Here is a 13,322-nt window from a genome sequence, read left to right on the forward strand (position 1 = left end):
CGACTTGATACGTCCCCTCCTGTTGCTGTCATTCAGCCTGGCCTTGAGCTTTCCCGCGGGCGCGACCATCAGCGAAAGTCACGGTTACGCCCAGTTCGGCACGCTCAAGTACCCAGCCAAATTCACCCATTTCGATTGGGTAAACCCGCAAGCGCCCAAAGGCGGCACCTTGCGCGCCATGGCATTCGGCACGTTCGATACCCTCAACCCCTATACCTTCAAGGGCTCAAGCCCGGTCACCACGCCCAACTTCCTGCAGTACGGGGTGAACGAGCTGAACGAGACCCTGATGGTCGGCACCGGCCAGCGCGACCCCTCCGGCGATGAAGCCACCTCCAGCTACGGGCTGATCGCCCGTTCGGTGGAGTACAGCGAAGACCGCAGCTGGGTGGTGTTCAACCTGCGTCCCGAGGCACGCTTTCACGATGGCCGGCCGATCACCGCCGCCGACGTGGCGTTCTCCTACCGCACCCTGCTCAAGGAAGGCCACCCGCTCTACCGCACCAACCTGCAGGAAGTGCAGCGGGTCGACATCCTCAACCCCAAGCGCATCCGCTTCGTGTTCAAGCGTGCCGGCAACCCGCTGCTGATCTTGCGCCTGGGCGAAATGCCGGTGCTGCCCCAGCATTACTGGAAAGGCCGCGACTTCAAGGCCACTACCTTCGAACCGCCACTGGGCAGCGGCCCGTACCGCATCACCCAGGTACAGCCAGGTCGAAGCCTGGTGTTCGAGCGGGTCAAGGACTATTGGGGCAAGGACCTGGCAGTCAACCGCGGCAAGTACAACTTCGACCGCGTCGAGTTCGAGTTCTACCGCGACAGCGATGTGGCCTTCGAGGCCTTCAAGGCGGGTGAATTCGATGTCTACATCGAGCACCAGGCCAAGAACTGGGCCACCGGCTACAACTTCCCCGCTGTGCGTCGTGGCCAGGTGATCCAGGCGCAGATCGCCCACCAGATCCCGACCCAGACCCAGGGGTTGTTCATGAACAGCCGGCGCGCCGCCTTCAGCGACGACCGCGTGCGCCAGGCGCTGGGCCTGATGCTGGACTTCGAATGGACCAACCGCACCCTGTTCAGCAGCGCCTACAAGCGCGCCAGCAGTTACTACCCCAACAGCGAGTTCAGCGCCACCGGCCTGCCGGTGGGCAAGGAGTGGCTGCTGCTGGCGCCGTACCGTGACCAACTGCCTGCCGCCCTGTTCACCCAGCCCTACAGCGTGGGCAAGACCAACGGGCGCGGTATCGACCGCGATACCCTGCGCCAGGCCCTCAACCTGCTCGGCCAGGCAGGCTGGAAGCTCAGCGGCCAGCGCCTGCTCAACAGCAACGGGCAGCCGCTGAAGCTGGAAATTCTGCTGGTGAACCCGAACCTGGAGCGGATCCTGCAACCTTATGTCGAAAATCTTGCCAGCATCGGTATCGACGCGCGCTTGCGCACGGTAGACCGGGCCCAGTACAAACAACGGCTGGACCAATTTGATTTCGACATGATTCTGATGACCCTGAACCAGACCCTGAGCCCGGGCCTTGAGCAGTGGCTGTATTTTCATTCCAGCCAGGCCGCCACCAAAGGCAGCAAGAATTACGCGGGCGTGAAGAGCCCGGTGGTCGACCACCTGCTAGAGTCCCTGCTCAATGCACAGAGCCGCGACGACCAGGTGGCTGCGGCGCGCGCCCTCGATCGAGTGCTGCTATGGCAGCACTACATGGTTCCCAACTGGTATCTCGACTATCACCGCCTGGCCTACCGCAACCGGTTTGCCTTTGTCGCCACGCCGCCCTACACCCTGGGGCTGAACAGCTGGTGGCTCAAGCCCACGGAGAACGCCCAATGATGCCATTGCCGTGCCTGCGCCTGATCGCAGGCGGCCTGCTGCTGGCCAGCCTGAGCCTTCAGGCCCTGGCCGCCCCGCAACATGCAGTGACCCTCTACGACGAAGCGCCCAAGTACCCGGCCAACTTCAAGCATTTCGACTATGTGAACCCCGACGCGCCCAAGGGCGGCACCTTTCGCGTCAACGGCTCCGGCAGCTTCGACAGCCTCAACCCCTTCATCAACAAGGGCGTGCCGGCCGACAACATCGATCTGGTATACGACACCCTGGCGCGCAACAGCCTTGATGAGCCATTCACCGAATACGGGCTGCTGGCCAGGCAGATCGAAAAAGCCCCCGACAACAGCTGGGTGCGCTTCTACCTGCGCCCCGAGGCGCGCTTTCAGGATGGCCATCCGGTTCGTGCCGAAGACGTCGTGTTCACCTTCAACACCCTGGTCACCAGCGGCGCACCGCTGTACCGCGCCTACTATGCCGACGTCGACGAAGTGATCGCCGAAGACCCGCTGCGTGTGCTGTTCAAGTTCAAGCACAAGGGCAACCGTGAACTGCCGCTGATCCTCGGCCAGTTGCCGGTGCTGCCCAAGCACTGGTGGGCCACCCGCGACTTCACCAAAGGCAACCTGGAGATCCCCCTGGGCAGCGGGCCGTACAAGGTCGCCGAGGTCAAGGCCGGGCGCTCGGTCCGCTACGTGCGCGACCCCGACTACTGGGGCAAGGACCTGCCGATCAACCTCGGCTTCTACAACTTCGACACCATTCGCGTCGACTACTACCGCGACAACACCGTGGCGCTCGAGGCGCTCAAGGCCGGCCAGTTCGACTACTGGCTGGAGGTCAGCGCCAAGAACTGGGCCACCGCCTACAACATCCCGGCAGTTCGCCAGAACCGCCTGATCCGCGAAGAGATCGCCAACGGCAACCCGACCGGCATGCAGGGCTTCGTGTTCAACCTGCGCCGCCCGATCTTCCAGGACGTGCGCGTGCGTGAGGCACTGAGCCTGCTGCTGGACTTCGAGTGGACCAACAAGCAGCTGTTCAATGGCGCCTACACCCGCACCACCAGCTACTTCGAAAACTCCGACATGGCGGCCAGCGGCCTGCCGGATGCGGCCGAACTGAAACTGCTGGAACCGCTGCGCGGGCAGATCCCCGACAAGGTGTTCACCGAAGCGTTCAAGAACCCGGTCACCGATGGCAGCGGCATGATCCGCGAGCAGCAACGCCAGGCCTACAAGCTGCTGCAGGAAGCCGGCTGGCGCATCCAGGACGACAAGATGGTGGATGCCCAGGGCAAGCCGGTGGTGATCGAGTTTCTGCTCGCCCAGACCGAGTTCGAGCGCATCCTGCTGCCCTACAAGCGCAACCTGGCCGACCTGGGCATCGAGCTGAACATTCGCCGGGTGGACGTATCGGAATACATCAACCGCCTGCGCTCGCGCGACTTCGACATGATCGTGGGCGGCTTCCCGCAATCCAACTCGCCGGGCAACGAGCAACGCGAGTTCTGGCAGAGCGCCAGCGCCGACAAGCCCGGCAGCCGCAACTTCATGGGCCTCAAGGACCCGGCCGTGGACACCCTGGTGGACGGCCTGATCAATGCCGACTCGCGCCAGAGCCTGATCGAACACACCCGTGCCCTGGACCGCGTGCTGCAATGGGGCTACTACGTGGTACCCAACTGGCACATCAAGACCTGGCGCGTGGCGTACTGGAACCATATCGGCCACCCGGCCACGCCGCCCAAGTACGACATCGGCATCAACACCTGGTGGATCAAGCCGGACGTGAAACCGGTGGTGCCGGGGGCCGCAGACGCCGCCCCAGCCGATGCTGCCCCAGCGGGCGAGGCACCTTGACATGCTGGCCTATATCTTTCGCCGCCTGTTGCTGATCATCCCCACCCTGCTGGGTATCCTGATCATCAACTTCGTGATCATCCAGGCCGCACCCGGTGGCCCGGTGGAACAGATGATCGCCAAGCTCGAGGGCTTCGACGGCGCCACCAGCCGCATCGCCGGTGGCGGCTCGGAAGTATCCGTGGCCGGCTCCAACTACCGTGGCGCCCAGGGCCTGGACCCTGCCCTGGTCAAGGAAATCGAGCGCATGTACGGCTTCGACAAGCCGGCGCCGGAACGCCTCTGGATCATGATCAAGAACTACGCCCGGCTGGATTTCGGCGACAGCTTCTTCCGCGACGCCAAGGTCATCGACCTGATTGCCGAGAAGATGCCGGTGTCGATCTCGCTGGGGCTGTGGAGCACGCTGATCATGTACCTGGTGTCGATCCCCCTGGGGATCGCCAAGGCTACCCGGCACGGCAGCCACTTCGACGTGTGGACCAGCTCGGCCATCATCGTCGGCTATGCGATCCCGGCATTCCTGTTCGCCATCCTGCTGATCGTGCTGTTTGCCGGCGGCAGCTACCTGGACTGGTTCCCCTTGCGCGGGCTCACCTCGAACAACTTCGATGAACTGAGCACCACGGGCAAGATCCTCGATTACTTCTGGCACCTGACCCTGCCGGTGACCGCGCTGGTGATCGGCAACTTCGCCACCATGACCCTGCTGACCAAGAACAGCTTCCTCGACGAGATCAACAAGCAGTATGTGATCACCGCCAAGGCCAAGGGCCTGAGCCCCAACCGGGTGCTTTACGGGCACGTGTTTCGCAACGCGATGCTGCTGGTGATCGCGGGCTTCCCCTCGGCATTCATCGGCATCTTCTTCACCGGCTCGCTGCTGGTGGAGGTGATCTTCTCCCTCGACGGCCTGGGCCTGATGAGCTTCGAGGCGGCCATCAACCGCGACTACCCGGTGGTGTTCGGCACGCTGTTCATCTTCACCCTGCTGGGCCTGGTGGTGAAGCTGATCGGTGACCTGACCTACACCCTGGTCGATCCGCGGATCGACTTCGACAGCCGGGAGCACTGAGATGACCCTATCCCCTCTCAACCGCCGCCGCTTCGAACGCTTCAAGGCCAACCGCCGTGGCTGGTGGTCGCTGTGGCTGTTCCTGATCCTGTTCGGGCTGAGCCTGGGCGCCGAGCTGATCGCCAACGACAAGCCGCTGGCGGTGCGTTACGACGGCGAATGGTACTTCCCCGCCCTCAAGCGCTACCCCGAGACCACCTTCGGCGGCGAGTTCCCGCTGGAGGCCAACTACAAGAGCCCGTATATCCGCGAGTTGCTGGCAGCCAAGGACAGCTGGGTGCTGTGGGCACCGATCCCGTTCAGCTACCAGAGCATCAACTACGACCTGAAGGTGCCCGCCCCGGCTCCGCCCTCGGCGCAGAACCTGCTGGGCACCGACGACCAGGGCCGCGACGTGCTGGCGCGGGTGATCTACGGTTTTCGCATCTCGGTGCTGTTCGCCCTGACGCTGACGGTGTTCAGCTCCATCATCGGGGTGATCGCAGGCGCCCTGCAGGGCTTCTATGGCGGCTGGGTCGACCTGGCCGGGCAGCGCTTTCTGGAGATCTGGTCGGGGTTGCCGGTGCTGTACCTGCTGATCATCCTGGCCAGTTTCGTGCAGCCCAACTTCTGGTGGCTGCTGGGCATCATGCTGCTGTTCTCGTGGATGAGCCTGGTGGACGTGGTGCGCGCCGAGTTCCTGCGCGGGCGCAACCTGGAATACGTGCGCGCGGCGCGGGCGCTGGGCATGCAGAACGGCGCGATCATGTACCGGCACATCCTGCCCAACGCGATGGTCTCGACCATGACCTTTTTGCCGTTCATCCTGACCGGCGCCATCGGCACCCTCACGGCGCTGGACTTTCTCGGCTTCGGCCTGCCACCGGGCGCGCCGTCGCTGGGCGAGCTGGTGGCCCAGGGCAAGTCCAACCTGCAGGCGCCGTGGCTGGGCATGAGCGCCTTCGCGGTACTGGCACTGATGCTCAGCCTGCTGGTGTTCATCGGCGAGTCCGCCCGCGATGCCTTCGACCCGAGGAAATGAGATGAGCAACGACACCTTGATCGAAGTGCGCGACCTGTCGGTGGAGTTCGTCACCGGGGCGCAGCAGCAACGCGTGGTCGAAGGCATCAGCTTCGACATCCGTCGTGGCGAGACATTGGCACTGGTGGGCGAAAGCGGCTCGGGCAAGTCGGTGACCGCGCATTCGATCCTGCGCCTGCTGCCCTACCCGCTGGCCCGCCACCCCAGCGGGAGCATCACCTACGAAGGCCAGGACCTGCTCAAGCTCGAAGAAAAACAGATGCGGCGCATTCGCGGCAACCGCATCGCGATGATCTTCCAGGAGCCGATGACCTCGCTCAACCCGCTGCACAACATCGAGAAGCAGATCAACGAGATTCTCATGCTGCACAAGGGCCTGCGCGGCAAGGCGGCCACCGAGCGCACCCTGGAACTGCTGGAACTGGTGGGCATTCCCGACCCGGTCAAGCGCCTCAAGGCCCTGCCCCACGAGCTGTCGGGCGGTCAACGCCAGCGGGTGATGATCGCCATGGCCCTGGCCAACGAGCCGGAGCTGCTGATCGCCGACGAACCGACCACCGCGCTGGACGTCACCGTGCAGCTGAAAATCCTCGAATTGCTCAAGGACCTGCAGGCGCGCCTGGGCATGGCGCTGCTACTGATCAGTCACGATTTGAACCTGGTGAAAAGAATTGCCCACCGCGTATGTGTCATGCAGCGCGGTTGCATCGTCGAACAGGCGTCGTGTGACGAATTGTTCCGTGCCCCGCAGCATCCGTATACGCAAATGCTGCTCGGTGCCGAGCCCAGCGGCAAGCCTGCCGACAACCCGGTGGGCCCGCCGCTGCTCGAGGTCGAGGACCTGCGCGTGTGGTTCCCGATCAAGAAGGGCCTGCTGCGCAAGACCGTGGACCACGTCAAGGCGGTGGACGGCATCAACTTCAGCCTGCCCCAGGGCCAGACCCTGGGCATCGTGGGCGAGAGTGGTTCCGGCAAGTCTACCCTGGGCCTGGCGATCCTGCGGTTGATCGGCAGCCAGGGCGCGATACGCTTTGAAGGCCAGGCGCTGGACGGCCTGACCCAGCAACAGGTGCGGCCGTTGCGCCGCCAGATGCAGGTGGTGTTCCAGGACCCCTTCGGCAGCCTGAGCCCGCGCATGAGCGTGAGCGATATCGTCGGAGAGGGCCTGCGCATTCATCGGATCGGCACGGAGGCAGAGCAGGAACAGGCGATCATGGAGGCGCTCGAGGAAGTAGGACTGGATCCGCAAACCCGGCACCGCTACCCTCACGAGTTCTCCGGTGGCCAGCGACAACGTATTGCCATTGCCCGGGCACTGGTATTGAAACCGGCGCTGATACTGCTGGACGAGCCCACTTCGGCGCTCGACCGGACCGTTCAGCGCCAGGTGGTGGAACTGCTGCGTACGCTGCAGACCAAGTACAACCTGACCTACTTGTTCATCAGCCATGACCTGGCGGTGGTCAAGGCGCTCAGCCACCAGTTGATGGTGGTCAAGCAGGGCAAGGTGGTGGAACAAGGTCCGGCTACGGGTATTTTCAGCGCCCCGCAACATCCCTATACACAGCAGCTGCTGGAAGCCGCCTTTTTGGCCCCCACAGCTGTCGATTAACCTGAAGAGGAACAACACATGGGTTTTCTCGCCGGTAAGCGCGTACTGATCGTCGGTGTCGCAAGCAAACTGTCCATCGCATCCGGCATCGCTGCCGCCATGCATCGCGAGGGTGCAGAACTTGCCTTCACCTACCAGAACGAAAAGCTCAAGGGCCGCGTCGAAGAGTTCGCCGCTGGCTGGGGCTCCAGCCCTGAGCTGTGCTTCCCCTGTGACGTTGCCAGCGATGAAGAAATCGCCAAGGTCTTCGAAGAACTGAGCAAGAAGTGGGACGGCCTGGACTGCATCGTGCACTCCGTAGGCTTCGCGCCGGGCGACCAGCTCGACGGCGACTTCACCCAGGCCACCACCCGTGATGGCTTCCGCATTGCCCACGACATCAGCGCCTACAGCTTCGTGGCCCTGGCCAAGGCCGGTCGCGACATGATGAAGGGCCGCAATGGCAGCCTGCTGACCCTGTCGTACCTGGGCGCCGAGCGCACCATGCCCAACTACAACGTGATGGGCATGGCCAAGGCCAGCCTGGAAGCCGGCGTGCGCTACCTGGCGCGCAGCCTGGGCCCGGAAGGCACTCGTGTGAACGCCGTTTCGGCCGGCCCGATCCGTACCCTGGCAGCCTCGGGTATCAAGAACTTCCGCAAGATGCTGGACGCCAACGAAGCGCAGACCCCGCTGCGTCGCAACGTCACCATCGACGAAGTCGGCAACGCCGGCGCGTTCCTCTGCTCGGACCTGGCGTCGGGCGTGAGCGGTGAAATCATGTACGTGGACGGTGGCTTCAACACTACCGCCATGGGCGACCTTACCGAGTAAGGTTGGCAGGATGGGAAAAGGCCGCTGATGCGGCCTTTTCTTTTGTCCGGGATCCGGCCATTCGCCGGCAAGGCCGGCTCCTGAAGAGGTTGTGATCCCTGTAGGAGCCGGCCTTGCCGGCGAACGCCCCCGTACAACCAACACAAAAACAGAAAGGGCCGCATCAGCGGCCCTTTCCGTTTACAGCAGCATCACTCAGTAACGGGTGATGTCCGCCTTCTCTTCCAATTGCTTGCGGTATGCAGCGAAGTCCTGCTGGCCAGCACGCGACGCCAGGAAGCGACGGTAGGCCGCCTTCTCTTCGTCACTTGCCGCAGCACCTTCGTTGACGCCGTTCAGGCGCAGGACCACAAAGCTGCCGTCGTTCAAGGTGACGCTACCGAAGGTCGGCTTGTCCTTGGCTTGCGGCTTGCTCATGCGGAACACCGCCTGCAGCTCGGCCGGGTCGATGGCCTCCTGGTTGCGTGTGACCGCTTCCTGGACCTTCCAGCTCTGACCTTCCTGGCTGGCTGCCAGTTCGACCTTGCCGTCGCGCAGGCCGGCGATCAGCGCCTCGCCCTTGGCCTTGGCCGCCGCACTGGCGTGCTCCCTGGCCAGGTGCTTGCGAATGCTGTCGCTCACCACTTCCAGCGGCAGTTGCTCAGGCTTGCGGTGCTCCTTGACACGGATGACCACGACCGTCTCCGGGTCCAGCTCGATGGCGGTGCTGTTGGCACCCTCTTCCAGCACTTCCGGGCTGAACGCCGCCTGGATCACTGCACGGTTGGCCGTGATGCCATCGCCACCTTCACGGCCGAACGGCGCCGAGGTGTTCAGCTTCAGGCCAAGCTCCTGGGCCGGCTGGGCCAGGTCGGAGGCTTCGAACGCCGAGTCCTCAAGCTGCTTGGTCACTTCGACGAAGCGCTGTTCGACCTGCTGGGTCTTGAGCTCACGGGTCAGCTTGTCTTTCAGGCTGGCGAAGGTCGGCACTTCAGGTGCCTGCACATCCAGCAGCTTGATCAGGTGCCAACCGAAGTCGGTACGCACCGGCGCCGATACCTGGCCCTTGTTCAGCGCATACAGCGCCTCTTCGAAGGCCGGGTCGTAGACGCCCTGGCCGGCATAGCCCAGGTCACCACCCGTGGCGGCAGAGCCCGGGTCCTGGGAGAACTCCTTGGCCAGCTTGGCAAAGTCTTCGCCTTTGTCCAGACGCTGCTTGATCTCTTCGATGCGGGCCTTGGCCTGGGCATCGTCAAGCTTGTCGTTGACTTCGATGAGGATGTGCGCGGCATGGCGCTGCTCGGCCAGGTTGGCGATTTCCTTCTGGTACAGCGCCTGGAGCGCCTCGTCGTCGACCTTGACCTGGTCGAAGAACGCGGCCTTCTTCAGCTCGATGTAGTCGATGACCACCTGATCGGGGCTCATGAACTCCTTGGCGTGCTCGTCGTAGTGCGCCTTGATCTCTTCGTCGGTGACCTTGACCGCGGCCGGGTCGGCCTTGAAGGTCAGCGAAGCGAAATCACGGGTCTGCTTCTCCAGGCGGGCAAATGCCTCGACCTGCGAATCGGTAACAAAACCGCTGCCGGCCAGGCCAGCACGCAGTTGGCCGATCAGCATTTCCTGCGCCAGCATGTCGCGGAACTGCAGGCGACCGTAGCCCAGCTGACGAATCACCTGGTCGAAACGCTCGGGGCTGAACTTGCCGTCAACCTGGAACTCCGGCGTTTGCAGGATGACCTGGTCAAGCGCGGCCTCGGAGAAGCTGAACTTGGCATCCTTGGCGCCCTGGAGCAGCAGCTTGCGCTCGATGAGGCCCTTGAGTGCTGCTTCACGCAGCATTTTTTCATCCAGCAGGGAGGCGTCGAAATCCTTGCCCAGCTGTTGCATCAGTTGCCGACGTTGCATGTCGACAGCCTGGCTCAGCTCATTCTGGCTGATGGTGTCGCCATTGACCTTGGCAGCGTCCTGGCTATGGGTGGTGGCCTGGAAGATGGCATCGAAGCCGGTCAGCGCCATCAAGGCCACGATGACACCGATGATGGTCTTGGCAATCCAACCTTGTGAATTGTCCCTGATATTTTGAAGCATGCGTCCCCCAGAAACGGCCGTACTAAATAAACAACCGCGGAGCGTGGGTAGAGTCCTGATAGAAGAAAGGCGCATCCGAGGATGCGCCTTCTCGTAACTGGCGAAGCACACGGGAATCTGTTTTTGCGATTCCCCGTGCTGCGCTACCAGGCCAGGCGAAACCCGACCCGGTTAGGCGAAGCCTGAAAGAGACGCCTTAGTTGACGGCTTCTTTCAGTGCTTTGCCGGCCTTGAAGCCTGGCTTCTTGGCAGCAGGAATTTCCAGAGTCTTGCCGGTTTGCGGGTTGCGACCGGTACGGGCAGGACGATCGGTTACCGAGAAGGTACCGAAACCGACCAGCACCACGGAATCACCGGCTTTCAGGGCGCCGGTGACGGATTCGATGACTGCGTCCAGCGCACGGCCGGCAGCAGCTTTCGGGATATCAGCAGATGCGGCAATAGCGTCAATCAGTTCCGACTTGTTCACTCTAAGTCCCCTTATCTCTATTTGAGTTTGTTTCTAAGTATGTAATGAAAAGCAAAACGATTGCCGGGTGGCCCACCGACAAGTGGGCGCCGCTTTATAACAAGGGCCCGAATTAACGTCGTGGAGGCCCCCCAGCCAAATACGTACTAATGGGTACTGATTCGTTCCTTGGAATCGCTGTCGCGCTTTTCATCCTTGGCGACAATCTCGGGAGCCACATCTGGCAAGGGCTCCGGGGCGTATTGCAGCGCAATTTGGAGGACTTCGTCAATCCATTTGACAGGTTTAATCTGAAGATCCTGTTTAATATTGTCAGGAATTTCCTTCAGGTCGCGCACATTCTCTTCTGGAATGATCACGGTCTTGATCCCGCCGCGGTGTGCTGCCAGCAGTTTTTCCTTCAAACCGCCAATGGCCAGCACCTGACCACGCAGGGTGATTTCCCCGGTCATGGCCACATCGGCGCGCACCGGAATCCCGGTCAGGGCCGACACCAGTGCAGTGCACATGCCGATGCCAGCGCTTGGGCCGTCCTTGGGGGTAGCCCCTTCCGGCATGTGAATGTGGGTGTCGCGCTTCTCGTGGAAGTCGGCAGGGATCCCCAGGCTGCGTGCACGGCTGCGCACCACGGTCTGCGCGGCAGTGATCGACTCGACCATCACATCGCCCAGCGAACCGGTCTTGATCAGTTGACCCTTGCCCGGAATCACCGCGGCCTCGATGGTCAGCAGCTCGCCGCCCACCTGGGTCCACGCCAGGCCGGTTACCTGCCCTACCTGGTCCTGCTGCTCGGCCAGGCCGTAGCGGAACTTGCGAACGCCCAGGTAATGCTCCAGGTTGTCACCATCGACCTTGACGGCCACCTGCTTGAGCCCGGCATGTTCCTTGACGACCTTGCGGCAGATCTTGGCGATCTGGCGCTCCAGGCCCCGCACACCGGCTTCGCGGGTGTAGTAGCGGATGATGTCGCGGATGGCGGCAGTGTCGATCTCCAGCTCGCCCTTCTTCAGGCCGTTGGCCTTGATCTGCTTGGGCGAGAGGTACTTGACCGCAATGTTGATCTTCTCGTCTTCGGTGTACCCCGGCAGACGAATCACTTCCATCCGGTCGAGCAGCGCCGGCGGGATATTCATCGAGTTGGAGGTGCACAGGAACATCACGTCCGACAGGTCGTAATCGACCTCCAGATAGTGATCGTTGAAGTTGTGGTTCTGCTCGGGGTCGAGCACTTCGAGCAGTGCCGAGGCCGGGTCGCCACGCATGTCGCTGCCCATCTTGTCGATTTCATCGAGCAGGAACAGCGGGTTGCGCACACCCACCTTGGTCATCTTCTGGATCAGGCGACCTGGCATCGAACCGATGTAGGTACGGCGGTGACCGCGGATTTCTGCCTCGTCACGCACGCCACCCAGGGCCATGCGCACGAACTTGCGATTGGTGGCGCTGGCAATGGATTCGGCCAGGGAGGTCTTGCCCACCCCCGGCGGGCCGACCAGGCACAGTACCGGGCCGCGGATCTTCTTCACGCGCTTTTGCACGGCGAGGTATTCGAGGATGCGTTCCTTGACCTCGTCCAGGCCATAGTGGTCGGCATCCAGGATCTCTTCGGCCTTGGCCAGGTCAAGGCGCACCTTGCTCTGCGCCTTCCACGGCACCTGCACCAGCCAGTCGAGGTACGAGCGCACCACGGTGGCTTCAGCCGACATCGGCGACATCTGCTTGAGCTTGTTCAGCTCGGCCTGGGCCTTGGCGTAGGCATCCTTGGGCAGGCCGGCAGCGTCGAGGCGTTTTTTCAGCTCTTCGACTTCGTTGTGGCCTTCGTCGCTGTCGCCGAGCTCTTTCTGAATGGCCTTCATCTGCTCATTCAGGTAGTACTCGCGCTGGCTGCGCTCCATCTGCTTCTTGACCCGACCACGGATGCGCTTCTCGACCTGCAACAGGTCGATTTCGGCATCCAGCAAGGCCAGGACGTGCTCGACCCGGGCGCCCAGGTCGATGATTTCGAGAATTTCCTGCTTCTGCTCGATCTTCAGGGCCATGTGGGCGGCCATGGTGTCGACCAGGCGCCCCGGCTCGTCGATGCTGTTGAGCGACGAGAGGACTTCAGCCGGGACCTTCTTGCCCAGCTGCACATACTGTTCGAATTGCGACAGCAGGCTGCGCACGAAGACTTCGGACTCGCGATCGGCGGCCTCGACTTCGTCGATCAGCGCCACATCGGCGCGAATATGCCCGTCGACTTCGACAAAGCGCTCAACCGCACCGCGCTGCTCGCCCTCGACCAGCACCTTGACGGTGCCATCGGGCAGTTTGAGCAGTTGCAGTACGGTTGCAATGGTGCCGACACGGTACAGGGCATCTTCACCTGGATCGTCATCAGCTGGATTCTTCTGGGCCAGCAGGAGGATCTGCTTCTCGCCCGTCATCGCGGCCTCGAGGGCCTCGATGGACTTTTCACGCCCCACGAACAGCGGGATGACCATGTGCGGGTAAACGACGACATCGCGCAATGGCAAAAGAGGCAAGTCGAGGGTTGTCTTCATGATTTCGCCTCTACAGCGGCCTTATG

General features: G+C 62.6%; 9 protein-coding genes. 6 read left to right on the forward strand and 3 right to left on the reverse strand.

The window, feature by feature from the left end; translation table 11 throughout:
* Positions 1 to 4: 4 nt before the first annotated feature.
* The 6 genes from LOY33_RS16790 to fabI are packed head-to-tail and all read left to right on the forward strand — an operon-like array spanning position 5 to position 8,217.
* A complete protein-coding gene (locus tag LOY33_RS16790) occupies positions 5 to 1,837 on the forward strand; it encodes an extracellular solute-binding protein (RefSeq protein ID WP_054915278.1) in 1,833 nt (610 codons plus the stop codon).
* A complete protein-coding gene (locus LOY33_RS16795; RefSeq protein ID WP_236176627.1) occupies positions 1,834 to 3,696 on the forward strand; it encodes an extracellular solute-binding protein in 1,863 nt (620 codons plus the stop codon). Before LOY33_RS16790 ends, LOY33_RS16795 begins: the two co-directional genes overlap by 4 nt.
* Position 3,697: 1 nt before the next feature.
* Complete coding sequence (locus LOY33_RS16800) at positions 3,698 to 4,771, forward strand: microcin C ABC transporter permease YejB (protein WP_043864486.1); 1,074 nt, start codon at positions 3,698 to 3,700, stop codon at positions 4,769 to 4,771.
* A 1-nt stretch (position 4,772) separates the two neighbouring features.
* A complete protein-coding gene (locus tag LOY33_RS16805; RefSeq protein ID WP_043864487.1) occupies positions 4,773 to 5,792 on the forward strand; it encodes an ABC transporter permease in 1,020 nt (339 codons plus the stop codon).
* Between the two features lies 1 nt (position 5,793).
* Positions 5,794 to 7,404 (forward strand): ABC transporter ATP-binding protein, encoded by a 1,611-nt coding sequence (locus tag LOY33_RS16810; protein WP_043864488.1) that lies wholly within the window; start codon positions 5,794 to 5,796, stop codon positions 7,402 to 7,404.
* Between the two features lie 18 nt (positions 7,405 to 7,422).
* Positions 7,423 to 8,217: an enoyl-ACP reductase FabI gene (gene fabI, locus LOY33_RS16815; RefSeq protein WP_043864489.1), complete on the forward strand. Its 795-nt coding sequence runs from the start codon at positions 7,423 to 7,425 to the stop codon at positions 8,215 to 8,217.
* A 195-nt stretch (positions 8,218 to 8,412) separates the two neighbouring features.
* On the opposite strand, the gene LOY33_RS16820 is transcribed toward fabI, so the two are convergent.
* From LOY33_RS16820 to lon, 3 genes are all read right to left on the reverse strand, one after another.
* Positions 8,413 to 10,284, reverse strand: coding sequence for a SurA N-terminal domain-containing protein (locus LOY33_RS16820; RefSeq protein ID WP_054915281.1), 1,872 nt, complete (start codon positions 10,282 to 10,284; stop codon positions 8,413 to 8,415).
* A gap of 196 nt (positions 10,285 to 10,480) precedes the next feature.
* Complete coding sequence (locus LOY33_RS16825) at positions 10,481 to 10,753, reverse strand: HU family DNA-binding protein (RefSeq protein WP_003183171.1); 273 nt, start codon at positions 10,751 to 10,753, stop codon at positions 10,481 to 10,483.
* Positions 10,754 to 10,899: 146 nt separating this feature from the next.
* Positions 10,900 to 13,296, reverse strand: coding sequence for an endopeptidase La (lon, locus tag LOY33_RS16830; protein ID WP_043864491.1), 2,397 nt, complete (start codon positions 13,294 to 13,296; stop codon positions 10,900 to 10,902).
* Positions 13,297 to 13,322 lie beyond the last annotated feature (26 nt).

The organism is Pseudomonas sp. B21-036 (genome assembly GCF_024748925.1).
Lineage (GTDB): Bacteria > Pseudomonadota > Gammaproteobacteria > Pseudomonadales > Pseudomonadaceae > Aquipseudomonas > Aquipseudomonas palmensis.

Excerpts from the sequence above, each read along its gene's own strand:
- LOY33_RS16800 (WP_043864486.1), top strand. The coding sequence starts at position 3,698 with ATGCTGGCCTATATCTTTCGCCGCCTGTTGCTGATCATCCCCACCCTG.
- LOY33_RS16805 (WP_043864487.1), top strand. The coding sequence starts at position 4,773 with ATGACCCTATCCCCTCTCAACCGCCGCCGCTTCGAACGCTTCAAGGCC.
- LOY33_RS16810 (WP_043864488.1), top strand. The coding sequence starts at position 5,794 with ATGAGCAACGACACCTTGATCGAAGTGCGCGACCTGTCGGTGGAGTTC.
- LOY33_RS16795 (WP_236176627.1), top strand. The coding sequence starts at position 1,834 with ATGATGCCATTGCCGTGCCTGCGCCTGATCGCAGGCGGCCTGCTGCTG.
- lon (WP_043864491.1), bottom strand. The coding sequence starts at position 13,296 with ATGAAGACAACCCTCGACTTGCCTCTTTTGCCATTGCGCGATGTCGTC.
- fabI (WP_043864489.1), top strand. The coding sequence starts at position 7,423 with ATGGGTTTTCTCGCCGGTAAGCGCGTACTGATCGTCGGTGTCGCAAGC.
- LOY33_RS16820 (WP_054915281.1), bottom strand. The coding sequence starts at position 10,284 with ATGCTTCAAAATATCAGGGACAATTCACAAGGTTGGATTGCCAAGACC.